This is a genomic window from Cryobacterium sp. TMN-39-2, assembly GCF_004402745.1.
GTDB classification, from domain to species: domain Bacteria; phylum Actinomycetota; class Actinomycetes; order Actinomycetales; family Microbacteriaceae; genus Cryobacterium; species Cryobacterium zongtaii.
The window spans coordinates 115437-139985 of sequence record NZ_SOFX01000034.1 but is presented as its reverse complement, the minus strand read 5'-3'; the positions used below and the strand labels follow the sequence as shown (position 1 = coordinate 139985).

The 24549-nt window shown below is 68.9% G+C and carries 24 protein-coding genes; 12 read left to right on the top strand and 12 right to left on the bottom strand.

The window, feature by feature from the left end; translation table 11 throughout:
* Positions 1-4 precede the first annotated feature (4 nt).
* Positions 5-1105 carry a uroporphyrinogen-III C-methyltransferase gene (cobA, locus tag E3O57_RS13060; protein ID WP_103480112.1) on the top strand — a complete coding sequence of 367 codons (1101 nt, stop codon included), beginning with the start codon at positions 5-7 and terminating at the stop codon, positions 1103-1105.
* Positions 1106-1107: 2 nt separating this feature from the next.
* Entirely contained in the window at positions 1108-2280 is a 1173-nt protein-coding gene (locus E3O57_RS13055) for a uroporphyrinogen-III synthase (protein WP_370290085.1), read from the top strand.
* Between the two features lie 206 nt (positions 2281-2486).
* On the opposite strand, the gene E3O57_RS13050 is transcribed toward E3O57_RS13055, so the two are convergent.
* Positions 2487-3365, bottom strand: coding sequence for an LLM class flavin-dependent oxidoreductase (locus tag E3O57_RS13050; protein ID WP_103480113.1), 879 nt, complete (start codon positions 3363-3365; stop codon positions 2487-2489).
* Between the two features lie 144 nt (positions 3366-3509).
* Between E3O57_RS13050 and E3O57_RS13045 the strand changes: the two genes are divergently transcribed.
* The 5 genes from E3O57_RS13045 (at position 3510) to E3O57_RS13025 (ending at position 7526) form a co-directional block, all read left to right on the top strand.
* A complete protein-coding gene (locus E3O57_RS13045) occupies positions 3510-4271 on the top strand; it encodes an SDR family NAD(P)-dependent oxidoreductase (RefSeq protein WP_103431243.1) in 762 nt (253 codons plus the stop codon).
* Between the two features lie 66 nt (positions 4272-4337).
* Positions 4338-5483, top strand: coding sequence for a M4 family metallopeptidase (locus E3O57_RS13040; protein WP_103459468.1), 1146 nt, complete (start codon positions 4338-4340; stop codon positions 5481-5483).
* Between the two features lie 92 nt (positions 5484-5575).
* Entirely contained in the window at positions 5576-5842 is a 267-nt protein-coding gene (locus E3O57_RS13035) for a protealysin inhibitor emfourin (protein ID WP_103459469.1), read from the top strand.
* 109 nt (positions 5843-5951) lie between these two features.
* Positions 5952-7037: a hypothetical protein gene (locus E3O57_RS13030; protein WP_133159852.1), complete on the top strand. Its 1086-nt coding sequence runs from the start codon at positions 5952-5954 to the stop codon at positions 7035-7037.
* Positions 7038-7100: 63 nt separating this feature from the next.
* On the top strand, positions 7101-7526 hold the full coding sequence (locus E3O57_RS13025) for a pyridoxamine 5'-phosphate oxidase family protein (RefSeq protein WP_103459471.1): 426 nt from the start codon (positions 7101-7103) through the stop codon (positions 7524-7526).
* Between the two features lie 3 nt (positions 7527-7529).
* On the opposite strand, the gene E3O57_RS13020 is transcribed toward E3O57_RS13025, so the two are convergent.
* From E3O57_RS13020 to E3O57_RS13010, 3 genes are all read right to left on the bottom strand, one after another.
* Positions 7530-7970, bottom strand: coding sequence for a hypothetical protein (locus tag E3O57_RS13020; protein ID WP_088455662.1), 441 nt, complete (start codon positions 7968-7970; stop codon positions 7530-7532).
* 185 nt (positions 7971-8155) lie between these two features.
* Positions 8156-8527: an FKBP-type peptidyl-prolyl cis-trans isomerase gene (locus E3O57_RS13015; protein ID WP_103431237.1), complete on the bottom strand. Its 372-nt coding sequence runs from the start codon at positions 8525-8527 to the stop codon at positions 8156-8158.
* A 177-nt stretch (positions 8528-8704) separates the two neighbouring features.
* Entirely contained in the window at positions 8705-9928 is a 1224-nt protein-coding gene (locus tag E3O57_RS13010; RefSeq protein WP_103480115.1) for a PrsW family intramembrane metalloprotease, read from the bottom strand.
* 122 nt (positions 9929-10050) lie between these two features.
* Here E3O57_RS13010 and E3O57_RS13005 point away from each other — a divergent pair, with 122 nt between their 5' ends.
* Genes E3O57_RS13005 through E3O57_RS12995 form a run of 3 tightly spaced genes read left to right on the top strand, consistent with a single transcriptional unit; the run spans position 10051 to position 13295 of the window.
* Positions 10051-11652: a DNA-3-methyladenine glycosylase 2 family protein gene (locus E3O57_RS13005; RefSeq protein WP_255455750.1), complete on the top strand. Its 1602-nt coding sequence runs from the start codon at positions 10051-10053 to the stop codon at positions 11650-11652.
* 4 nt (positions 11653-11656) lie between these two features.
* Positions 11657-12532: a fumarylacetoacetate hydrolase family protein gene (locus tag E3O57_RS13000; RefSeq protein WP_088455658.1), complete on the top strand. Its 876-nt coding sequence runs from the start codon at positions 11657-11659 to the stop codon at positions 12530-12532.
* On the top strand, positions 12522-13295 hold the full coding sequence (locus E3O57_RS12995) for a glycosyltransferase family 2 protein (RefSeq protein WP_103480117.1): 774 nt from the start codon (positions 12522-12524) through the stop codon (positions 13293-13295). Before E3O57_RS13000 ends, E3O57_RS12995 begins: the two co-directional genes overlap by 11 nt.
* A 40-nt stretch (positions 13296-13335) precedes the next feature.
* Here the strand turns inward: E3O57_RS12995 and E3O57_RS12990 are convergent, their stop codons facing one another.
* From E3O57_RS12990 to E3O57_RS12975, 4 genes are all read right to left on the bottom strand, one after another.
* Complete coding sequence (locus tag E3O57_RS12990) at positions 13336-14187, bottom strand: alpha/beta fold hydrolase (protein WP_103480118.1); 852 nt, start codon at positions 14185-14187, stop codon at positions 13336-13338.
* 101 nt (positions 14188-14288) lie between these two features.
* Entirely contained in the window at positions 14289-15809 is a 1521-nt protein-coding gene (locus E3O57_RS12985) for an aspartate ammonia-lyase (RefSeq protein WP_103480193.1), read from the bottom strand.
* Positions 15810-16193: 384 nt separating this feature from the next.
* Complete coding sequence (locus E3O57_RS12980) at positions 16194-17660, bottom strand: NCS2 family permease (RefSeq protein ID WP_241990411.1); 1467 nt, start codon at positions 17658-17660, stop codon at positions 16194-16196.
* A gap of 162 nt (positions 17661-17822) precedes the next feature.
* The gene (locus tag E3O57_RS12975; protein ID WP_103480120.1) at positions 17823-19433 is read right to left on the bottom strand and encodes a carboxylesterase/lipase family protein; all 1611 of its coding nucleotides are present in this window, start codon (positions 19431-19433) and stop codon (positions 17823-17825) included.
* 125 nt (positions 19434-19558) lie between these two features.
* Here E3O57_RS12975 and E3O57_RS12970 point away from each other — a divergent pair, with 125 nt between their 5' ends.
* Positions 19559-20833, top strand: a complete 1275-nt coding sequence (locus E3O57_RS12970; protein WP_088455653.1) for a uracil-xanthine permease family protein — start codon at positions 19559-19561, stop codon at positions 20831-20833.
* A gap of 83 nt (positions 20834-20916) precedes the next feature.
* On the opposite strand, the gene E3O57_RS12965 is transcribed toward E3O57_RS12970, so the two are convergent.
* The 3 genes from E3O57_RS12965 to E3O57_RS12955 all read right to left on the bottom strand — a co-directional run bounded on the left by E3O57_RS12965 (position 20917) and on the right by E3O57_RS12955 (position 23083).
* Positions 20917-21249, bottom strand: coding sequence for a peptidase (locus E3O57_RS12965; protein ID WP_103459478.1), 333 nt, complete (start codon positions 21247-21249; stop codon positions 20917-20919).
* Positions 21246-22436: an inorganic phosphate transporter gene (locus E3O57_RS12960; RefSeq protein WP_103431228.1), complete on the bottom strand. Its 1191-nt coding sequence runs from the start codon at positions 22434-22436 to the stop codon at positions 21246-21248. The genes E3O57_RS12965 and E3O57_RS12960 overlap by 4 nt, the downstream gene beginning before the upstream one ends.
* A gap of 170 nt (positions 22437-22606) precedes the next feature.
* Positions 22607-23083, bottom strand: a complete 477-nt coding sequence (locus E3O57_RS12955; protein ID WP_103480121.1) for an 8-oxo-dGTP diphosphatase — start codon at positions 23081-23083, stop codon at positions 22607-22609.
* A 57-nt stretch (positions 23084-23140) separates the two neighbouring features.
* Between E3O57_RS12955 and E3O57_RS12950 the strand changes: the two genes are divergently transcribed.
* Positions 23141-23404 carry a mycoredoxin gene (locus tag E3O57_RS12950; RefSeq protein ID WP_088455649.1) on the top strand — a complete coding sequence of 88 codons (264 nt, stop codon included), beginning with the start codon at positions 23141-23143 and terminating at the stop codon, positions 23402-23404.
* 67 nt (positions 23405-23471) lie between these two features.
* Here the strand turns inward: E3O57_RS12950 and E3O57_RS12945 are convergent, their stop codons facing one another.
* Positions 23472-24500, bottom strand: a complete 1029-nt coding sequence (locus E3O57_RS12945) for a 6-phosphofructokinase (RefSeq protein ID WP_088455648.1) — start codon at positions 24498-24500, stop codon at positions 23472-23474.
* Between the last annotated feature and the right edge of the window lie 49 nt (positions 24501-24549).

The following is a 24549-nucleotide window of genomic DNA, read 5'->3' as shown; positions in this document are numbered from 1 at the left end:
GGCCATGCCGAATCCAACCCTCGACATCGGTCTGAACGTGACCGGTCGCCGCGTGCTCATCGTCGGCGGGAGCCGCCCCGCCCGCCGGGTCATCGCCCGGTACCGCGCTGCGGGCGCCGTGCTCTACCTCGCGGCAGACACCTACGAGGTGCCCAACCCTCTCGTGCGCGCCGTGGCCTGGCCGCATTCGCCGCGCGGCTGGCGCGACCTGGTCTCCGCCGTTGACCTCGTCGTGGCCGTCGACCTGCCCGCGCACGACGAGCCGCTGCTCGTCGCCGCCTGCGCCGAGAAATCGGTCTGGCTCACCCGGGAGGCGGCCGCCCCGGTGTCCAGGCCCGGGCACGTCACCCTCGTCGGCGGCGGTCCCGGCGACGACGACCTGCTCACCGTCGCCGCGCTCACCGCGCTCCGCAGCGCCGACATCGTCTACTACGACAGGCTCGGTCCGCACGACAGGCTCGACGAGTGGGCGCCCGGAGCCGAACTGGTGAACGTGGGCAAACATCCGGGCCACCACGCCGTACCGCAGGCCGAGATCGAGCAGTTGCTCGTGACCAGCGCCCGCGCCGGCCTCACCGTCGTGCGCCTCAAGGGCGGCGACCCTTTCGTGTTCGGCCGTGGCGGTGAAGAAATGGCCGCCTGCCGGGCCGCCGGAGTTCCGGTCACCGTGATCTCCGGGGTCACCAGCGCCATCTCCGTGCCGGCGCTGGCGGGCATCCCGGTCACCCACCGCGACGTCTCCCGCCTGTTCACGGTGCTCAGCGGTCACCTGCCGCTCAGCGAGGAGGAGCTGGCCCACCTGGTGGGCCTGGGCGGCACCATCGTGGTGCTGATGGGCGTGGGCACCCTGCCGCACCTGGCCAGCGGCCTGGCCCGGCACGGCATGCGCGCCGACATGCCCATCGCCATCATCGAGCGCGGCTTCTCCGCGCACCAGCGCACCACCGTGGCCGACATCGAAACCGTGGTGAGGGTCGCCGGCGAGGTCGGCGCCCGCTCCCCCGCCGTGCTCGTGATCGGCGAGGTCGTGCGGCTGGCCCAGTGCGACGACGCCGCGGCCGTTGAAGTGCTCGCAAACGCCGCTACACTCTCAGGCCAGAGGTAACCCTGCCTGACACGTCAGCCACCAGAACCATCGGAGACACAGTTAACGACATCGGAATAGAAGCGGGGCTGCCCGGCTTCCGACCGGACCAGCTCGAGGGCTTCCGCATCGGAGTCACGTCCGACCGCCGGAGCGAGGACCTCATCGCCGCGTTCGAACGACGCGGCGCCGATGTTCTGCATGCCCCGGCGATCCGCATCGCTGCCGCGGCCGACGACTCGCAGATCACCGCCGACACCGCGGCGATCATCGCCGGCCGGCCGGACATCCTGCTGGCGACCACGTCGTACGGCATCCGTCGCTGGCTCGAAGCAGCGGATGCGGCCGGGCTCGGCCACGACCTCACCGAGACCCTCGAGAACAGCCGCATCCTCGTGCGCGGCCCCAAGGCCCGCGGCGCCATCCGCGCCGCCAACCTTGACGACTCCGGCATGAGCGACGAGGAAACCACCAGCTCGCTCGTGGACAAGGTGCTCGGCGAGGGCGCGGCCGGGTTGACGGTGGCCGTGCAGCTGCACGGGTTCACCGACGAGTCCCAGATCCAGCGGCTGCTCGACGCCGGTGCCACGGTGCTCACCGTCGCGCCATACCGGTGGTTGCTGCCCGACGACTCCAGCCGGGTGCTCAAACTCATCGACGCGGTCTGCACCGGGTCGCTTGACGCCGTCACCTTCACCAGCGCACCCGCTGTTGAGGCGCTCTTCGGCGCGGCGGATGGCGTCGGCCGGCTCGAAGCTCTGCAGGAGGCCCTGCGCGGACCTGTCGTGGCCGCCGCGGTCGGGCATGTCACCGCCGCACCCCTGCTCGCGGCCGGCATCACCCCGATCGTGCCGGAACGGTTCCGCATGGGTGCGCTGATCAAGCTGGTCTGCGACTACCTCGCCGACGAGCGGGTTCTGCGCCTGGACAGCCGGCACGGTCCGGTAGAACTGCGCGGACGGCGGGTGTCTGTCGCCGGCGCATCCGCCCTGCTGCCGCCGACGTCGCTCACCCTTCTGCGCGCCCTGCTCGCCGCACGGGGGTCGGTGCTCTCCCGCGCCGATCTGACGGCCGCGCTGCCCGAGATCCAGGACGACCACGCCGTCGATGTGGCGATCAGCCGGCTGCGCCAGTCCCTGCCGGCGCCGGCGCTGGTCGCCACGGTGATCAAACGCGGCTACCGCATCGACGTGTAGCGGACGCTTCGCGCTCGCTCAGCAGGAGGCCAGTCGAGTTGCCAGTGGAGGCCCTTCTGCCAGGGCACCTTGCGGCGATTCGACGAGACGTGCTGCGCCGACGTGCGCCAAAGTGCCCCTTCGCCCGCCCCGAAGCGGCGTAGTGCGGCAACTCGGCGGGCCCGCCCCGCTGCGAGGGGGTGGCGAGTGGGGTATGCCAGCTGCAGCTAGGTGAGGCGGGCGGCGACCTCGTCGAGGACCGACTCCGAGCCGGCGTAGATGCCGTCGGGCCGGGGCCAGTGACTGATCACGTCGGTGAAGCCGAGCTCGCCGGCCCGGCCGACGGCGTCATCGAAGGCACCGACACTCTGCAGCGAGTACGCCCCGCCGCTGTCGAGCGAGAGGTAGCGGTCCAAAGAGCCCGGCGCCCGGTCCGCCGCGGCGAGGGTGTCTTCCAGCCGGTGGACCAGCGCCGCCACTGCGCTCCACCATTCCTCGCCCACGGCACCGTCGGCGCCCGTGGTCACCCAGCCCGCACCGTGTTCGGCGACGAGCTTGAGGCCCTTCGGCCCGTTGGCGGCGATCACGAACGGAACCCGGGGCTGCTGCGCCGGCCGGCCCACCATACGGGCGTGCACCGCGGTGAACCAGTCGCCCGCGAAGTCGAAACCGCCCGCTCCCGGCTTCTCGTGGCGCAGCAGCAGGTCGAGGTCGGTGACGAACTCGGCGAACCTCTCGTGCCGCTGACGCGGGGTGTATGTCGGTTGCCCGAGCACGAAGGCGTCGAAGCCCGTTCCGCCCGATCCCAGCCCGAGCAGCATCCGCCCGCCGGAGATGTCGTCGACCGTGGCGACCTCCTTGGCGAACGGCACCGGATGCCGAAAGTTCGGTGAGGCGACGAAGGTGCCCAACCGGATCCGGTCGGTGACCGCCGCCGCGGCCGCCAGGGTGGGGATGGTGGCCTGCCACGGCTGATCGGCGAGGCTACGCCAGGACAGGTGGTCGTAGGTCCAGGCGTGATCGAAACCGTACTGCTCGGCGCCCTGCCATTTCCGGCGGGCCTTGGGCCAGTCGAACTGGGGCAGGATGACGATTCCGTGGCGCATACCGGCAGTCTACAAACCGACCGGGCAGCCGGGCGGCCGGAGTCCCCGCATCCGCCTGCCCCGCGCCGGGGCGACCAGACGGTGCTATGACTGGTGCGTCGGCGCCGCGCCGCACTCGAGGAAGATCTGCAAAGGAGCACCCCGATGGACCCGATTGTGACCCCGGGCCGGTTCGCCGGCCAGACCGCCATCGTCACCGGAGCCGGCTCCGGGATCGGAAAAGCGACAGCCGTGCGACTGGCCAGGGAGGGCGCCAGGGTGATTGCCGGCGACGTGGTTCCCGCCCGTCTGCAGGAGCTCCTCGACCAGTTCGGCGACCTCGACATCGTGACCGTCGACGGCGACATCAGCCACCAGGACACCACCACACGGCTGGTCGCCGCGGCGAACGGCCGCATCGACGTCGTCGCCAACGTCGCCGGTGTCATGGACGGCTTCCTCCCGATCGCCGAGGTCGACGACGCCACCTGGGAGCGGGTCTTCGGCATCAACGTGACCGGCATGATGCGCCTGATCCGCGGGGCGCTGCCGATCATGGTGGCCGGCGGCGGCGGGTCGATCGTCAACGTCACGTCCGAGGCCGGCCTCCGCGGCGGCGCGGCCGGGGTCGCCTACACGGCGTCCAAACACGCCGTGATCGGTCTGACCCGCAACACCTCCGTGATGTACTCGGCCCAGGGCATCCGCTGCAACGCGGTCGCGCCAGGCGGGGTGCAGACGAACATCGAGGCTCCGATGCGGTCTCCCCTGGCCGGGTCGGTGCTCGGCCCGGTGTTCCAGCACGTGTTGCCTCCGGTGGCCACCTCGGAGCAACTCGCCGCCACCATCACCTGGCTCGCCAGCCCGGACTCGGCCAACGTGACCGGCATCGTCCTGGCGTCGGACGGCGGCTGGTCGGCAATATGAGAACCGGTCTCCCTGTCGTCGCATGAGAGGGGTGCGGATGTCGGACGGTGCTGCCAGACTCACCGCATGACAGGCACAGACCAGACTCAGAGCCCCGTCCCGTTCCCCGGCCGTCCGCACGGCCATGGCCGATCCGCCCCGCCGTTTCGGTGCGGCGTCGTGCCGCCCTACCTCCTCGAGCACCTGGCCGCGGTCGAGGACCCGCGCTTCGAGGCCGCAGCCGAGGCCGCCCGGCGATCGTTGCGCGTCGACGACCCCATCCGCAGCCTGCGCTTCGAGCGCCGCACCAGCGCGCTGCCCGCGCTACCCGTCGAGGCCGTACCGGGCGTCAGCACCCGCACCATCAGCGACGCCGGCCAGCTGCAGCGGCTGCCCGGCCGCACCGTGCGCACCGAAGGTCAGCCCCCGGTCGCCGACGTGGCGGTCAACGAGGCATACACCGGCCTCGGCGACACTCATGGCCTCTATTGGAGCCAGTACCAGCGCGACTCCATCGACGGGCGCGGCCTTCCGCTTGACGCCACGGTGCACTACGGACGGGACTATGACAACGCCTTCTGGGACGGCGAACGGATGGTGTTCGGCGATGGCGACGGCGAGGTCTTCAACAGGTTCACGATCTCGTTGAGCGTGATCGCGCACGAGCTCACCCACGGTGTCACCCAGTACAGCGCCAACCTCGCCTACCAGGGCCAGTCCGGTGCGCTCAACGAATCGGTGTCGGATGTCTTCGGCGCCCTCGTGGAGCAGTTCGCAGCCGGCCAGGACACCCGGTCGGCGAGCTGGTTGATCGGCGCAGGGCTCTTCACCGAGCAGGTGCAGGGCCAGGCGCTGCGTTCGATGAAGGCGCCGGGCACCGCCTATGACGACGATGTTCTCGGCACCGATCCGCAGCCGGCCTCGATGGACGGCTACATCGACACCGAAGAAGATTACGGCGGAGTGCACCTCAATTCGGGCATCCCGAACCGGGCGTTCTATCTGGTCGCCGAGGCCCTCGGCGGCAACGCGTGGGAGGCGCCGGGGCAGATCTGGTACGACACGCTCACCGGCCCCACCCTCACCGTGAACGCCGACTTCGCCGCTTTCGCGACGGCGACGGCGACGGCCGCGATCACCCGCTATGGCGCGGGCTCCGCCGAGCACGACGCGGTTCTGGCGGGATGGACCGGAGTGGGTGTGGTCGTCGATCCGCTGCGAGCGGCCTCCTGACGCGGCAGCGACGGTTCAGCGTTCGCTGGCAAGCCGCCTTCGATCATGCCGACATCCCCGATCGTGGCCCCGGCCGGACGTACCATGGGGCCATGAAGGTCGTCGTCTCACGCAGCGGAGGCATCGCTGGGCTCCGGGTCACCTGGGACGTGCAGGTTGACGAGCAACCGGATGCTGCCGCGTGGATGCGTTTCCTCGAGGAACTGCCCTGGGACGAGGCCGAGGACAGCGCACCGATGCCGGACCGTTATGTGTACCGCATCCGGTGTGCCCCGCACGAGGTGGTGCTCGCCGAACCGCAGGTGCACGGCGCCTGGAAAGACCTGATCGACAGGGTGCGCGCGGCGAGCGAACGCTGACGCAGACCACCGAACATCGTGTCGTTAGCACCCTGTGATAACGCACGCCCGGCGATACTGATAACGTGACTCGAAAGGGGGTCACGGGGCCCCATCAAGGGGGGCCATCATGGCAACGGCACATTCGTCTGCATCATCACTTCCTGACGTCGGCGGCACCGCCGATGCACGGACGGCCGCTGGACGACCTGGCGCCCTCCTGCGGCGTGGCCTCGCCGTCACGTTCGGCCTGGTGGTTGCCACCGCCGCGATCCTCGGAACCACGCAGGCACCCGCCTCCGCGGCTCCGGTGCCCGGCACGGTCAACCAGTGCAACTACATCCAGGACGGCGGCGGCAACGAGATCGCCTGTGACGTCACCATCACGAACTACCTCGACCTCGACACGGGCCTGTCCCGATCGGACATCACCGTGCGCACTTGTGAAGGCGCGGTCGGCGAACTGGTGTGCACCACCATCCCAGTGAGCTTCCCCACGGCCACCACCGTCGTCGACCAGTGCAACAACTCCGCCAACGGCGGCGGGTCGATCGCCACCTGCAACGTGTCGGTGGAGAACGTCATCGTCGGCGATGCCACAACCTCTCCCGCGACCGTGAATCAGTGCAACGGTTCAGGAGCCGAAGGACCCGAACCCACGCTCAACTGCACTCCGGTGTCCTCCACCACCTCGGCCGCCATCACCCAGTGCAATGCGTCCGTCAACGGCGGCGGGGCCGCCCGCCGCGTCACCTGCACGGTCGATTCGTCGACGGTCAGCGCTGCGCTGCCGGTGACCATCCGTCAGTGCAACGATTCAGTGAACGGCGGCGGCTCCACGCTGACCTGCACCGCCTCCCTCACACACCGGATCCTGCCTGCCGGAACCGTCACACCCACCCCGTCTCCCACCCCCTCAGCAACCCCGCCGGCGGTCACCCCCTCGGCTACCCCGCCGGCCGTCACCCCCTCGGCAACCCCGCCGGCCGTCGAGGCAGGACAGACTCCCACACCGTCGGCGAACCCCTTGATCCCCATCGCCGGCGGTGGTGGCGGCGGCGCCGGTTATGGCACGGACCTGGCCGAGACCGGCACCGAACTGGCTGAGACCGGTACGGATGCCCTGCCGGTGTTCCTCATTGCGGCCGGAGCGCTGCTGATCGGTGGAATCCTCCTCACCGTGATGCTGGTGCGTCGCCGTTCCACCCAGCTGTAGGGCAACACGCCGCGGTCCGCTCGGCATACTCGCCGAGTGGACCGCAAAGTGGGACTATGAGGTATGGACAACAACGACCTTGATCCCGTTCGCATTCTCAGCGAGGACGAGTGCTGGGAGTTGTTGCTGTCCTCAAGCTTCGGCCGTCTCGCCGCCGCTGTCGCGGATGACATCGAGATCTTTCCACTCAACTTCGTCGTGGCCGACAAACGGCTTCTGTTCCGCACGGCCGAGGGAACCAAGCTTCTCGCCCTCACCGTGAACAACAAGGTGGCTCTTGAGACCGACGCCATCGGGCGCGGCGACGCGTGGAGCGTTGTCGTGAAGGGTCTCGCCCGAGTCCTCGACACCCAGGCCGAGATCGAAGCCGCCAACGCGCTCCCGCTCCGTCCGCTGGTGCCCACACTCAAGTACATCTGGGTTGAGATCACCCCGACCGAGCTGAGCGGGCGCCGGTTCGCCCTGGAACCGGAACCGGAGCGGTACTAGCCGTTAGTCGCTGGCCGCCGCCGGAGCGACCCGGCCCTCGCCAGAGAGCCCGATGAGCATCAGCACCGCAGTGCCGTAGGCATCCGCCGCGGTGGCCGCCTCGAACACCTCGTCGACGCCGCGCACGTGCACGCTTACCCGGTACCGGTCGTCGCTGAGCCTGTGCAGGGAGCGAAACGTGCCGCGCAGGAGCGCACGCATCTGGTCTTCCCTCGGCAGCCACAGGGCATCCTCGAGCGCGAGCGAATCCAGCGCCCACTCCGTCGTGCCGTTGAAACCGAGGATGGTGCCGGTGTCGAACTCGTGCGCCTCGATGGTCATCTCGCTGACCGTGAAGACCTCGGAGTCGAAGCCCGGTCGTTCGATGCGGAACGAGTCACCGGATACCGGATGCCAGGACAATCCGGCCTGCTGCAGGGCACGGGCACAGTCGATTGAGATCATGTCCCATTATCGGCGCGGGATACCGTCGAGCGCGAGGGCGTTTTTCGCACTCACACCAGGCCGTCAGGCACAGAAGATTGGCACGCAGGTGCGCCTGCGTGCCACATATTTCGGGGTGCCCCGGAGCGCCGTCAGCATTCTCCGGGGCCACCACTCACCCATCAGGCGGGTGCGGATCGAACGGTCTAGCTGACGCCGTTCAGGTCGATCACGAAGATCAGGGTCTTGCCGGACAGCCGGTGACCGGATCCGGCCGGGCCGTAGGCCAGGTGCGGCGGCACGGTGAGCTTGCGACGGCCGCCCACCTTCATTCCGGGGATACCCTGCTGCCAGCCGGCGATGAGGGAGCCCAGCGGGAAGTTGATCGACTGGCCGCGGTTCCAGGACGAGTCGAATTCTTCGCCGGTGTCGTATTCGACGCCGAGGTAGTGCACGTCGACGGTGGCGCCGGCGGTGGCCTCGGCCCCGTCACCTACCACGATGTCGACGATGTCGAGCTGTTCGGGCGCGGGGCCCTCCGGGAAGTCGAGTTCGGGCTTGGAGTTCAAATCAGTCATGAGACCATCCAATCGGATTCCGGCTCCGGACGCACACCTGGAAATTCCCCCTTGCGCGAACGCCGTGGCCAGGTGCAGTCTTAGTGCATAGAAACTCGCCGCACCGGGAGAGTTGTCGGCAGTGCCACACCACCGGGCGGCGAGTTTTCTCGTGGGCCCGTGTAACCGGGCGGCACGTCAGCCGATGACCTGGGCTCGGTCGTCCATCAGCAGGCCCAGCAGCCGGGCCTCCTCGACCTGGTCGGGGGTACTTCCCGGCCGTGCCGCTGCGCCGCTGCGACGGGAGGGGCGCAGCTGGGCGCTGACCAGTCGTTGCCGCACCGATGCCAGCCGGGTGGCATCCGTGATGAAGCGGTTCATCGCGAGGCGACGCGCCTGCGGCTGGCCGTGTGCCCATGCCCGTGCCTGGCGTCGGCCGCGGGGAGTCGCCAGCATCGCCACCTCGGCCGGGGTGAACCAGCCCACGGCGGCATAGTCGCTGAGCCGTTGCACCGTCAGCGCCTCCTCCTTGCGCCGCAGCATGACCACGACCAGGATCGCGCCGAGGAACATCGGCACCTGTACGAGGAAGTAGTAGCCCACCAGGGATGCGTCGTCGGTGAGTAGAAAGAACGCCCCGTTCCACACCGCGTGCAGCAGAACCGCAGCGGCCAGGCCGATGAACACGGCGCCGAGGTAACTTGAACCGCTCGCACGCCGGGCGGCGAAGCCGATGGCCAGGCCGGTGCAGGCCGTGAACAGCACGTGCGCGAACGGGGAGATCACCCCGCGCAACAGGAAGGTCACGCCGAGGTCGGCGATCCCGCCGTCGAGCATCGCCACACCGAAGTACTGGATGTTCTCCGAGAACGCGAAGCCGGCGGCGATCATGGCCGCGTAGACGACTCCGTCGATCGGACCGTTGAACTGGCCGCGGATCACCCAGAACAGCAGCAGGATGCCGAATCCCTTCGCCGACTCCTCCACGAGCGGCGCCTGAATGACGGCGGCCGTGAAGTCGCCCGCCGGTCGGGCCACGCCGCTGGTCGCGACGACGATCTGCACACCGAGGTCGAACACCAGCGCCGTCACGATAGAGACGCCGGCGCCCCAGAGGAAGGCAAACCAGAGCGCCGGCCGGGGTTCCGGCTCCCACCGGTCGATCCAACGCACCGCCAGCACCACCAGGGTGAGCGGCACCAGCGCCAGCAGCAGACAGACCAGCACCGCGCCCGGACCGAGGAAGGTCGAGAGGTAGACCAGGACCAGCAACAGCGCGAGCGCGGCGACCACGATGCCGATGCTCGCCCATACGACAGTGCTCAGGTTTGTGCGCCGCACCGGCGAACTCCACACCGGCGTCTGGATGGGGGTGTCCTGCTGGGGCACGGCGAGCGGTCGGCCGGTCGGGTCGAGGGTCATGCCCGCCAGTTTACGGGGACCGGACCGGTTCGAACCGGGCAGATTCCGCCCGAGCGATGGCCCTGAACGGCGATGTCTGATTCCCGCTACCGGTCGTGCGGTGCGCGTGTCAGTCTTGGGGGGTGACACCAGCGCCCAGCTCCCCCGACGACCCGGTCTTCGCCGAACGATACCGGGCCATGTCCTCCCGCGACGCCCGCTTCGACGGCCAGTTCATCACCGGCGTGCACTCCACGGGCATCTACTGCCGACCGAGCTGCCCGGCCGTGACCCCCAAGCCCGGCAATGTGTCGTTCTACCTCACTGCTGCTGCGGCTCATGAGGCGGGACTGCGGGCGTGCAAACGCTGCCTGCCCGATGCCGTGCCGGGGTCGCCGGCGTGGAACATCCGTGACGACCTGGCCGCCAGGGCGATGCGGCTGATCGGCGACGGCACCGTTGAACGAGAGGGCGTGCCCGGACTGGCAAACCGGCTCGGCTACACCCCGCGACACCTCACCAGGGTGCTGGTCGCCGAGGTCGGCGCCGGCCCTCTGGCGCTGGCTCGCGCCCACCGCGCGCAGACCGCTCGCGTGCTGCTCATGAGCACCGACCTGCCGGTCACCGACATCGCATTCGCCGCCGGTTTCGGCAGCGTGCGGCAGTTCAACGACACCATCGCCGCGGTGTACGAGCGCACACCGTCGGCCCTGCGGGCCGGCGCCCGGGTGCGGGCCGGCAGCCGCGACCGGGACACCGAAACCGGCACCGGCACCGGCACCGGCACGAGGATCAGCCTGCTGCTGCCCGCCCGTGCACCGTTCGACGGCACGGGCCTGCTCGGCTTCCTGGGTGTGCGGGCCATCGACGGTGTCGAACGGTCCACCTCCGCCGGGTACGAACGCACCCTACGGCTCCCGCACGGCTGGGCCACCCTGCAGCTGGCCGTCGCGGGCACCCTCGACGCGCCCGCGATCGCCTGCACCGCCCGGCTGAGCAGCCTCGCCGACCTCGCTCCTCTCGTGAGCCGGGTACGCCGCCTGTGCGACCTCGACGCGGATGCTCAGGCCATCGATCGCGCCCTGGCCGACGACCCGGCCCTGGCCGGCTCCGTGCACGGCACCCCCGGCATCCGGGTGCCGGGCAGCCTCGACCCCGAGGAGACCCTGTTCCGGGCCCTGCTGGGCCAGCAGGTGTCTGTGGCCGCCGCCCGCACCGCCCTCGGCCGGCTCAGTGCGGCCCTCGGCGAGCCGGTGCCCGGCGCCACCGCCCCAGACACAGACACAGACACCACCACCGCCACCCCACAGCTGCTCTTCCCCACAGCCGCCCGCATCGCCGAACATGGCCGCGAGGTGCTGCGCGGCCCTGCGGCCCGCATCGACACGATCATCCGCGTCGCCGCGGCGTTGGCCGCCGGCGACCTCGTGCTCGACGTCGGGGAAACCCGCGACGATCTGCAGGCCCGGCTGACCGCCCTGCCCGGCATCGGACCGTGGACTGCCGGGTACGTGGCCATGCGGGTTCTCGGCAGCCCCGACATCCTGCTCACCAGCGACCTCGCCCTGCGCCAGGGCGCCGATCGGCTCGGCCTGCCCGCAACGGCCAGAGACCTCGCCGCCCACGGCAGCGTCTGGGCGCCATGGCGCAGTTACGCCGGCATGCACCTCTGGCGGGCGGCGGGAGCCCCACGACCGGCCGGGCCGGCAGTTCACGGCAAGAACGGTTCTGGCCGGTTACGCTGAAGAAGTGAAGTTTGCGCATCTCAGAGTTGAAGGCCAATCCACCCCCCGTCTAGCCATCGTGGTGGACGACGCGGCACTCTTCCTCGACGAGGTGATCGATGACGCCCCGCGCGACCTCCAGGACCTCCTCGAGAAGGGCGCCCCGGAATACGACAGGGTGCGGGCGCTCACCGCGAACGCGCTGACCCACGGTGCCAGCCTCACCCCCATCGACGATCTGCGGCACTCGTCTGCGGTGTTGCGCCCCCCGCAGATCATCGCGATCGGCGCCAACTACGCGGCCCACTCCTCCGAGCTCAAGCTGCGCAGCGAGACCGCCGCGACGGTGTTCTCGTTGTGGCCGAACTCGCTCACCGGCCACGAGTCGATCATCTCTTGGCCGAGCGACCTCACCGGCCAGGTCGACTACGAGGCCGAACTCGGCGTGATCATCGGCCGGCCCGCCCGCAACGTGTCGGTTCGCGACGCCCTCGATTACGTCTTCGGGTACACCGTCGTGAACGACATCACCGCCCGCGACCTGCAGTTTTCCGAGGCGCAGTGGTCCAGGTGCAAGTCGTTCGACGGGTTCACCCCCACCGGCCCGTTGGTGGTCACCGCAGACGAGATCGCCGACCCGCAGAACCTCTGGCTGACCACCCACGTCGACGGGCGCATCCTGCAGGACGCCTCCAGCGGCGACATGGTGCGCACGGTTGCCGAGATCATCGCCTACCTGTCGCTGACGTCCACGCTGCTGCCCGGCACGCTGATCTCCACCGGCAGTCCCGGCGGCGCCGGCTACAGCCGCAAGCCGCAGGTGTTCCTCAAGGACGGCTCGACCGTCACCGTCTCCATCGACCGGATCGGGCTCCTCACGACCCACTGCCGTGAAATCTGAGCCTGGCCGGCCACCGGTCACCATCTCGGTGGTCATCCCGGTCTACAACGACGCCGACTTCCTGCGCACCTGTCTGCGCGCACTGTCTCAGCAGCGCCGGCCGGCCGATGAGATCATTGTGGTCGACAACGCCAGCACGGATGCGACGGCCGCCGTGGCCACCGCCGCCGGTGTGCGCCTGGTCCGCGAACCGCTGCGGGGAATCTGGCCGGCCACCGCGGCCGGCTACGACGCGGCCACCGGCGACGTGATCGCCCGGCTCGACTCCGACTCGGTGCCCCCGGTGGACTGGCTGGAGCGGATCGAGGCCCGATTCACGACCCATCCCGACACCGCCGTGTACACCGGTCCCGGCGACTTCTACAACTGCGGCCCCGTCACAGCCTGGTTGGGTGGCCGGATCTACATCGGCGGCTACTTCCGCTGGATGGGGTTCTGGTTGGGCCACCCGCCGCTGTTCGGATCGAATTTCGCGATGCGCCGACAGGTCTGGGCCGCCAACCGCGACAGGGTTCGCCGCACCCGCAACGATGTGCACGACGACCTCGACTTCAGCATGCACCTGGGCCCCGACGAACCGGTCACTCTCGACCGCTCCCTCAGAGTAGCGATCTCCGCCCGCCCGTTCGAGACCCCGCGCGGGCTCGGCCGCCGGGTGGCGTGGGCCGGCCGCACTCTCTTCTCGGGCTGGCCGGACTACTCGCCCTGGCGCATCCGCCGGCGCGCGGCGAGTCGCCGCAAAAGACCGCTTCGCGCGCTCTGACAGGTCGTTTTGCGGCAACTCACAACCAGGAATCCTGCCGTCAGCGACCGCTCGCGTAGAGAGCGAGCAGGTCGCGGGCCAGCTGGTGCGGGGTGGTCTCGCAGGGGCTGTGCCCGGCCGGGTAGACGCGCAGGTCCGCGCCGATCCGGTGGGCGAAGCGCCGGTGCTGCGCCACCTTCCACAGGTCGCGGTCGCCCACGGCGATGAGCTTGGGCACCCGGCTGCGGGCCAGTTCCCTGCGCACATCGGGGGTGTGCTTCATCAGAGCCATGATCTGGTCGAGGCTGGCGCGCCGGGTGTAACCGAACCGCCTGCGCGCCAGGTCGAGACGGCCGGGCCGGGTGTGGTTGCGGTTGGTGACGATGCCCCAGATCATCAGGGACGCGATGGTGTGCGCGGGCACCAGGCCGCTGATCGAGCCGAGCCAGCGCACGCCGCGAAAGGTCTGGCCGGGCCCCGGCGGCGTGGTCAGCAACACCAGCGAGGCGAACAGCTCCGGCCGCCGCGCCAGGGTCAGCTCGGCGACGAGGCCGGCGAACGAGTAGCCGAGCACGTGCACCGGCCTCTCCCCCGATTCCAGCACCGCGACCAGGTCGGCAACGAAGAGGTCGTAATCGAAACGCCGGCCCTGCACCGGCCCGGCCGCGGCGGACTCGTACTGGCCGGCGAGGTCGAAGCTCTCCACCCTGTAGCCGGCGTCGGCGATCAGCGGCGCCAGAAGCACGAAGTCCTCCTTCGACCCGGTGGCCCCCGGCACGAGAAGTACCCGCGGGTCGCCCCGCCGGCCGAGCCCGATGGCGGCCAGCCGGCCGCTGGGCGCGTGGAACCTGAACCGCTCGGTGCCCGGCGGCAGGATCGTCCAGTCGAGGTCGGGCAGGGCGGCGTCGAGCATCGCGAGTCGATCGGGCCGGATCGGCTCGTTCCTGTGGAGCGGTTGCCTCACACGCAGGGACACGGCACCAGAGTAGCGCCGCCCGCCTTTCCTCGGCGGGCCTACTCGATGATGGGGATCGAGGAAGTTCCGGTGTCGGGCCGCATCCCGGACAACCGGGCCGGTTCGAGCTCGCGCATCACGTCTTCCCTGGTCATCAGGTTGGCCTCGACCACCAGGTCGGACACGTTGCGCCCGGTGAGCAGCGCCGTCTGAGCGAGCGCCGCGGCGGCCGCGTAGCCGATGTGCGGGATGAGCGCGGTGATCACGCCGACACTCGAGCCGACCATAACGGCGAGCCGGTCCTCGTTGGCGGTGATGCCGTCGATGCAGTTCACCCGCAGGGTCCACATCGCCTGGGTCATCCAGGTGAGGCTCTGGAACAGGTAGTGCGCGATGACGGGTTCGAAAGCGTTGAGCTGCAGCTGCCCGCCCTCTGCGGCCATCGTCACCGTCACATCCGCCCCGGCGACGGCGAAGGCCACCTGGTTGACGACCTCGGGGATGACCGGGTTGACCTTGCCGGGCATGATGCTCGAACCGGCCTGGCGGGGCGGCAGGTTGATCTCGCCGAACCCGGCCTGCGGGCCGGAGGAGAGCAGGCGCAGGTCATTGCAGATCTTGGAGAGCTTGATGGCGCTGCGCTTGAGGTTGCCGCTGAACGACATGAAGCTGCCGGCATCGCTGGTCGACTCGATCAGGTCCGGCGCCGCCTCCAGCTTGAGCCCGGTGATCAGATTGAGGTGGCGGATGGCCGCGGCCGCGTACCCGGGATCGGCCGTGATGCCGGTGCCGATCGCGGTGGCGCCCAGGTTGACCTCGGCGAGAAGCCAGATCGTCTCGGTGAGCCTGTCGTAGTCCTCGCCGAGGGTGGTGGCGAAGCCGTGGAACTCCTGGCCGAGGGTCATCGGCACCGCGTCCTGCATCTGGGTGCGCCCCACCTTGAGGATCTGCTCGAACTCGTCGGCCTTGACCGAGAAGGAGCCCTGCAGCGCTTTCAATTCGCGGAGCAGGTGCTTGAGGAAGAACGCCAGGGCGATCTTGATCGCGGTGGGATAGGTGTCGTTGGTGGACTGGCTGCGGTTGACGTGGTCGATCGGGCTGAGAATGTCGTAGCGGCCGCGCCCGTAGCCCGCGTTTTCCAGCGCGAGGTTGCAGATGACCTCGTTGGCGTTCATGTTGGTGGAGGTGCCGGCGCCGCCCTGCATGACTCCCACCACGAACTGGTCGTGGTGCTTGCCCTCGATGATCTCCTGGCACGCGGCGTCGATCCAGTCGGCCCGCTTTTGGGAGAGCGCACCCACCTCGGCGTTCGCGCGGGCGCAGGCCTGCTTCACCGAGGCGAGGGCCACGACGAAGTCGGGGTAGACCGAGATCGGACGCTTGGCGATGGGAAAGTTCTCCAGCGCCCGCTTGGTGTGCACACCCCAGTAGGCGTCCGCGGGGACCTCGACGCGGCCGAGCGAGTCGCGCTCGATGCGGAAGCCGGGGGTGACGGCGGGGATGTCGGCGCTGAGATCCTGTGGGCTGGTCGTGTCTTCTATGGTCAATTCGGCGTTCGTCGTTTCGGTTCTTGCGCACATGCTGCTGGTGGGGTGCACGTGGGCTCCATTGCCGTCGGTGAAGAGCTTGTGGCTCATGACCGACCCACTCTATCGCGAGGCCCCGGCCCGGCACCGGAGCCGCACGTTTCGCCTGCGTTACGCAGGGAACCGTCGTCTCCGGGCAGGGTCTGTGCAAGAAAACGCAGGTGCGACCCCACAAGTTACGCGGCGGCGGGCTCCTCGGGAAAGACGTCGTGTTCCATGGCGTCGTAGCCTTCAGCGGAGCTACGCGGCTTACTGGAGTAGCGCACCCTCGCACGGCGCACGCACCAGAAGCCAGTTGAGGCCCCCTGGAACGCATCCAGGAGGCCTCAACTGTCATGTCACAGCCGGCCAGTCGCGGTGGCGGGCGGCGCGCATCCGTTAGACGCCGAACAGGACCTCGACGGGACCGCGCACGAAGAAGACCAGGAAGCCGACCGCGACGACCCAGAGCAGCGGGCTGATCTCACGCGCCTTGCCGGAGAGCGAGCGCACGATGACCCAGCTGATGAAGCCGGCGCCGATGCCGTTGGCGATCGAGTAACTCAGCGGCATCACGATGATGGTGAGGAACACCGGCAGCACGATGGAGAAGTCGCTGAAGTCGATAAACCGGATCTGCGACACCATCATGGCGCCCACGATCACGAGGGCCGCTGCGGCCACCTCGAGCGGAACGATCTGGGTGAGCGGGGTGAAGAACATTGCGGCCAGGAACAAGAGCCCGGTGACGACGTTCGCGAAGCCCGTTCGGGCGCCCTCACCGATTCCGGCGCCGGACTCGATGAAGACAGTGTTCGACGAGGATGAGGTGGCGCCACCGACGACGGCACCGACGCCCTCGACGATCAGCGCCGACTTGAGCCGGGGGAAGTTGCCGTCCTTGTCGGCGACACCGGCCTCGTTGGAGAGCCCGGTCATGGTGCCCATGGCGTCGAAGAAGTTCGTGAAGACCAGCGTGAAGACCAACATCACTGCCGCAAGAACACCGATGCGCTCGAACGCGCCGAAGCTCACCTCGCCCACGAGGGACAGATCGGGCAGTGCGACGAAGCTGGTCGGCAGCACCGGGGCGTTGAGGTTCCAACCGGCCGGGTTGGTACCGAGCGAAGGACCGACCTTGAAGATGGCCTCCAGGATCACGGCGAGCACCGTGGTGCCGACGATACCGATGAGCAAGGCCCCCTTGACCTTGCGGGCCACGAGCACACCGATCAGCAAAAGCCCGATCACGAACACCGCGGTGGGCAGGCTGGCGACCGAACCGGACTCGCCCAGCTGCACGGGCGGGGAAGCGACGCCGCTGGAGCGCACAAAACCGGAGTCGACCAGGCCGATGAACGCGATGAAGAGGCCGATCCCCACGGTGATGGCGATCTTGAGCTGACGGGGCACGGCGGTGAAGATCATTTCGCGCAGGCCCGTGGATGCCAGCAGCACGATGATGAGGCCGTTGATGACGACCAGGCCCATGGCCTCCGGCCAGGTGACCTGGCCCACGACGCTCACGGCCAGGAACGAGTTGATACCGAGCCCGGCGGCGAAACCGAACGGCAGTCGGGCGATGACACCGAACAGGATGGTCATCACCCCGGCCGTCAGCGCGGTCACCGCGGCGACCTGGCCGTTGGGCAGCCAGTTGCCGGCGACATCCACCGCGGCCTGGTCGGCACTGAAGCCGCCGAGGATCAGCGGGTTGAGGATGACGATGTAGGCCATCGTGACGAAGGTGACCAGGCCGCCACGCACCTCGCGGCTCCAGGTGGAGCCGCGGCGAGTGATCTCGAAATACCGGTCGAGCACGGACTTGGTACCGCGCCCCGTGGGCTCGGATGGACCGGACGCCAATGGGGTTCCGGTCGAGGTGCCTGTCGTGGCGGTTGGGGCTGCTGCGGTGGACTCGTGCTCTGATGCGGAAATGATGCTCTCCCGGTCGGTGTGCGGCGGCGTGCCAAACGCCTTATTCTACGACGCGTCCCGCGGCCGTGATAATCGGCCCAACCTGGCTGGCTAAACGTGCGGCACGAATTTGCCCCAGGCGACCCGCCGTTCGGCCTGCGGATCGGCCTCGATCCGGTCGCGGCTGTCGATGACCAGCGTCAACCTGTCCGCCTCGGTATATGGCGGCCAGGCGGCATCCGGAACGCCCGTGCCGGCAAAACCCAGCCACCAACCCTGCATGCGCGCGCCGATGGCCTTGAACTCCCGCCGGCCGCCGAGCACCGTCATGCCCCGGCCGAACCAGCCGTCCAGCCTGTCGAAGAGCGGGAACAGTTCGAGGCCGTGCGTGGCATCCAGGCCCATCCGACGCAGCAGCCGGGGCGCGGCGTCGAACCTGTAAAAGTACACCGGGGCGTATCTGGAGTGCCGCTCGCCCACCTTCACACTCGGATACCAGAACGAGTAGTCGCCGCCGAAGTCGAGCGCGGCCCGCGCCGCGGGGATGCCCGGGTACTGCGCTTTGAGGGCCTTCTTGGCCTTCTTCTTGGTGTTGGCGAAGACCGCCCGCATGCGCGGCGGCGTTGACGCGAGAATGTCGATGCGGCCGCTGAACAGCGAACCCTCGCGCTGGTTGGTGCCGATGAGCAGCGGGATGCGGTGCGCCCGGCCGTCGCGGAACGCGTCCAGCGGCCGTTCGGGCAAGAAATCACCGTCGATGACCGGGCAGAGCGGGATGGTGCCTGGGTACTGGTCGGGCGAGCGCACGGTGAGGGTGGTGGTGGCCTGGGCGAGGCGGGCGGGGTCGGCGTCCAGCAGCAGACGAACGGCCTCGGCGTCGGTCAGGCCCGAACTCACCGGCGGTTCGGACTGGTGCCCTGCGCCGGCGGTCGGCGATGCCGGGGCAGCCGGGGCCTGCTCGGCGAGGATGCGCACGAATGTCGCCGCCCACTCGGCGGTCAGCGCCGGCGGGTACACGGCGTTCGGCGGGGCGCTCTGGGCGATGGCCCGCTGGAACAGCCCCGCGGCCGCCGGCACGGTCATCAGGGTGGTCACCGCATTGCCGCCGGCCGATTCGCCGAACAGGGTCACCGCCTCCGGGTCGCCGCCGAACGCACGGATGTTGGCGCGCACCCAGGCAAGCGCCGCGACCTGGTCGCGGAGACCCAGGTTGCTCTCGAACGGCCGCTCGGGCGTGGAGTAGCGACTGAAGTCGAGGTAGCCGAGCGCGCCCAGCCTGTAGTTCATGCTCACGTACAGGATCCCGGCGCGGCGGACCAGTCCCTCACCCTGGCGGGGATTCTCGCGCGACGACCCGACGCTGTACGCGCCGCCGTGCACGAACACCATCACGGGGCGAAGCGCCCCGTCGTCGATCGGCGCATCTGGGGCGATCACGTTGAGGGCCAGGCAATCTTCGCTCTGCGGGATGCGCGGGTGCGCGCCGAGGAACTGGCCCTTATGGCTCTGGGTGGCGACCGGTCCGAACTCCGTCGCGTCGCGCACGCCCGGCCAGGGCGGAGCCGCGGCGGGGGCGCGGAAACGCAGAGGGCCCACCGGAGCAGCCGCATACGGGATGCCTCGCCACGCGCGGATTCCGCGCTCGCTGACGCCGCGCACCAGCCCGCCGGACACCCGGATCTCGAGCGGATCGAGCGCGCGCGCGCCGGTATGCGAAGTCATGGGGTGATCCTAATCCGGTCCGCTGACCCCGGGGCAAACTCGGTGGCCCGGCCGGCGGAGCACTACGCTCAGCTAGGGCCGCGCGAGGTATGCGTGCGGCCGGATCCCAGAGAAACGAGACACCAATGGCACTGCCCTGGACCCTGCACGGCGACGGCAAGACCGTCGGCCCGACCGACGTCGTGGCCCCCGGCGAACGCCTGAATTGGCCGATTACGATCGGCATCGGAGCCCAGCACGTGGTCGCGATGTTCGGCGCCACCTTCCTGGTCCCGTTGATCACCGGTTTCCCGCCGAGCACCACCATCCTCTTCTCCGGCATCGGCACGATCCTGTTCCTGCTGATCACGCGCAACAAACTGCCGTCCTACCTCGGGTCGTCGTTCGCGTTCATCGCCCCGATCACCGCCGCCGTCGCTACCGCGGGCATGGGCAGCGCGCTGTTCGGCATCCTGGCCGTCGGAGTGCTGCTGGCACTGGTCGGCGCCATCGTGCAGTTCACCGGGGCCGGCTGGATCGACGCCCTGATGCCGCCGGTCGTGTCCGGTGCGATCGTCGCGCTGATCGGCTTCAACCTGGCACCGGTGGCGAAGGCCAACTTCACCCTGGCGCCGCTCACCGCCCTGATCACCCTCGCCGCCGTCATCCTCTCCACGGTGCTGTTCCGCGGCATCCTCGGCAGGCTGTCGATCTTCCTGGGCGTCATCGTCGGTTACATCGCCGCGGTCATCCAGGGCGAGGTCGACTTCAGCGCCGTCGGTGACGCCGCCTGGGTCGGCCTGCCGCCGCTGACCCTGCCGACGAACCCGTTCGAGAACCCCGCGGTGTGGGCGATCCTGCCGGCGTTCCTGCCCGTGGTGCTGGTGCTGATCGCCGAGAACGTGGGCCACATCCGCGGTGTCGCGCAGATGACCGACAGCTCGGTCAACAAGCTCACCGGCCGTGCGCTGCTCGCCGACGGCCTCGCCACGGTTCTGGCCGGTTTCGGCGGCGGCTCCGGCACCACCACCTACGGCGAGAACATCGGCGTGATGGCCGCCACCCGGATCTACTCGACGGCCGCGTACTGGGTGGCCGGCATCACCGCGGTGCTGCTGGGCCTCTCCCCCAAGATCGGCGCCGTCATCAGCACCATCCCGGCGGGCGTGCTCGGCGGCGTCACGACGGCCTTGTACGGGCTCATCGGCATCATCGGCGTGAAGATCTGGCTCGACAACAAGGTGGACTTCAGCAAGCCGGTCAACCAGTTCACCGCCGCCACCGCCCTGATCATCGGCATCGCCGACTACACCTTCAGCGCCGGCACCCTCACGTTCAACGGCATCGCGTTGGGCACCGTGGCCGCCATCGTGATCTACCACCTGATGACCTGGGTGGCCCGGGTGCGCCGCACCGCCTAGCCCCCGCCGGCCCGCGAACTGTGAGCTAAGCACCTTCCCGAGCGGTTTTCCGGGGCTTTTCTCGCGGTTCGCGGGGCTGGTCGCTACTGGTGCAGCGCGGGGACGATCAGGTAGACGCCGTAGAGCACGATCAGGCCGCACAATGCGAAGCAGAGGTAGCCGCCGTACTGGGCGACCGACTTCTGGATGTCGGTCAGCGGGTTGGCCTTGAGGGCCTTACGGGCGCGTTTGGCGTCCTTAGCGGCCCGCGCCGGGCTGAGCACGGTGATCGCGCCGGTGAACTCGGCGGGTTCCACCGTCGGGATGCGCCCGGCCGTGGTGAGCAGGCGCAGGCCCAGCGAGTAGAGCGAGACGACGACGGCCGAGGACACCAGCGCGGCTGCCGCGACAACGAGGAAAGCGGCCCAGTCGATCACAGTGCAACCTTCTGTCGGTCCTTGCGGGACGGTTTGCGGGGCGTTTTCTTGATCTTCACGACGTGGCCCGCGTCATCGATGTCGTGCAGGTTGTCGTGTGAGATCCGGTCGCGCTTGGACCATTGGAAGAGCACGTAGACCACGGCCGTGCCGATGACGACGTCGAGCACGATGCCGATCGGGCCGAGCAGGGCCAGACCGGCGGCGAACGCGCCCATGATGGCGGAAGCCGGCAGGGTGAGCAGCCAGCCCAGCGCGATCTGGCCGGCCATACCCCAGCGCACCGTGGAGCCGCGTCGGCCCAGGCCGGAGCCGATGACCGACCCGGAGGCGACCTGGGTGGTGGAGAGAGCGAAGCCGAGGTGGCTGGACGCGAGGATGGTCGCGGCGGTGCTGGTCTCGGCAGCGAAGCCCTGGGCGGGCTTGATCTCGGTGAGCCCACGGCCCATGGTGAGGATGATGCGCCAGCCGCCGGTGTAGGTACCGATCGCGATCGCGAGGGCGCAGCACGCCACCACCCAGAACTGCGGCCCCGAACCCACGGCCTGGTAACCGCCGGCGATGAGGGTCAGGGTGATGACGCCCATGGTCTTCTGCGCGTCGTTGGTGCCGTGCGAGAGTGCTACCAGCGACGAGGAGAAGATCTGCGCGTAGCGGAAGCCGCCGCGGCCATCAGGCTTGCCGGCGTCGCGGCGGGTGATGGCGTAGGCGAGGCGGGTGGCGAGGTAAGCGACGATGCCGACGGTGATCGGAGCGATCAGCGCGGGCAGGATCACCTTGGCCAGGACGACGTCGAAGGCCACGGCCTGCGCCCCCACACCGATGATGGTGGCGCCGATGAGGCCGCCGAACAGGGCGTGACTTGAACTGGACGGCAGGCCGCGCAGCCAGGTGATCAGGTTCCAGACGATCGCGCCGATCAGTCCGGCGAAGATCATTTCCGGGCTGATCTGGATCCCTCCGTCACCCTCCTTGATGATGCCGCCGGACACCGTCTTAGCGACCTCGGTGGACAGGAACGCTCCGACGAGGTTGAGAACTGCCGCGACACCGACCGCGACCTTGGGCTTCATGGCCCCGGTAGCGATCGGGGTGGCCATGGCGTTGGCCGTGTCGTGGAATCCGTTGGTGAAGTCGAAGATGAGTGCCAGTGCGATGACCAGCGCGACGATAAGGGTGAAATCCACCGGCGTCTTTCCTTGTATTACCCGAACCGTGGTCGGGTACATACATAACCGGCACGCAAGAGAGATGGCTGGCTCGAAACCGGGCCTCGTTGATCCTGACAGCCGGAGGCGGGCAGGTCAATTCAGGGTGCGTTCATTCGCCGTTCACCCGGAGTTCAGGTGGCAGGGCGTCAGTCGCGGGCCACGACGGTGGCGAGGTCCGCACCGAAGGTGAACGTGGCCTCGACCCGCTGTCCGGCCAACACACCGGGCAGCCAGTGCTTGGCGTCGTCCCACATCTCGTCGACGGGCAACTGGGCGATCGTGAACCATTCAGGGTTCAGCTCGTCCGATTCGCGCGGAATGCCGCTGAACCGGTCGGTGACGAAGACGTTCGACCGCTGGCTCCAGGCGGGTTTGTGCGGGAACAGGTAGGTGAGCACCCCCATCGGGGTGAGCGCGTCGGCTCCCACGGTCAGGCCCGACTCCTCCCCGATCTCCCGCACCGCGGCATCCAGGGCGGATTCACCGGGTTCGAGCTTGCCGCCGAGCCCGACGATGTTGCCCAGACCCAGGCCCTTCTTCTTGCGGCCGAGCAGAACCTGGGGCTCGCCGGTCTCGGAGAGGCGGGTGAGGTAGCACACGCACACCTGGGGCAGTTCGGTCATGGTGTCATAGTAGCGAGCGCCCCGCGGGGCCCCAGAATCCTCGGTTACGCTGTACCCATGGATTTTGTGCCTGAGACCGGAACTATCACGATGTTCACCACCACCTGGTGCGGCTACTGCTCGCGCCTGAAGAGCCAGCTCGACAAGGTCGGCATCGGCTACACCGAGGTGAACGTCGAAGAGGTCGACGGCACGTCAGAGCTCGTCATGAGCCTCAACGGCGGCAACCGCACCGTGCCGACAGTGCTGTTCCCGGATGGCTCGGCCGCGACGAACCCGTCGCTCGCGCAGGTGCAGGCCAAGCTCGCACCCGCCGCCTGACTTTTCGTCAGACAGAAACTGCCCGGCCGACCTGAGTCGTCCGGGCAGTTCTGTCATGAGTACGGGTTTAGCCGAAGAGCACGGCCGCTTCGTCGTAACGCTCCTGGGTGACCCGGTTGAGGTCCATGGTGGCGTCGGCGATGCTGACGTTACGGATGTCGGTGCCCTTGAGGGAAACCATCGAACCCCACTTGCCCTCGATGACGGCGTCGACCGCTGACATGCCGAGGCGGGTGGCCAGCACCCGGTCGTAGGCCGACGGGGCGCCACCACGCTGGGTGTGGCCGAGTACGGTCGCCCGTGCTTCGATGCCGGTGCGCTCTTCGATCATCGGGGCGATGAGCTCGCTGATGCCGCCGAGGCGCGGACGGTTGAACGCGTCCAGGCCCTTGTGCGAGTGCGCCTCGCCCATTTCGGCGAGCAGGAATCCTTCGGAAACCACGAGGACCGGCGCGCGCCCGCGGTCGCGAACGCTCTCGACCCACTCGCAGATCTGCTCGATGGTCTGCGGCTGCTCGGGGATGAGGATGGCGTGCGCTCCGCCGGCCATGCCGGAGTGCAGGGCGATCCAGCCCACGTGGCGGCCCATGACCTCGACGACCATGCAGCGGCCGTGGGAGTCAGCGGTGGTGCGGAGACGGTCGATGGCTTCGGTGGCGATCTCGACAGCGGTGTTGAAGCCGAAGGAGTAGTCGGTGGCGGCGAGGTCGTTGTCGATGGTCTTGGGCACGCCGACGATCTTGATACCGGCATCCGTGAGGCGGCGGGCCGCCGTGAGGGTGCCCTCTCCGCCGATGGCGATGATGGCGTCGATACCCTCGGCGTCCATAGTCTTCTGGATGTTCTCCGGACCCGCGTTCTCGCCCTCGTAAGGGTTGGTGCGCGAGCTACCCAGGATGGTGCCGCCCTGGCGGGACAGGCCACGAACGCTGTGCCGGTCGAGCTTCATGAACTCGCCCTGTACCAGCCCGCGCCAGCCGTTGCGGATGCCCACGAACTCTGAGTCGTATGCGCGTCCTCCCTTGAGGACGGCACCCCGAATCACTGCGTTGAGGCCCGGGCAGTCTCCGCCGCTGGTGAGGATACCGATCTTCATTTCTTGGCTACTCCTTATTACATGCATGTGTGTTTCGGCGGATCGCCCG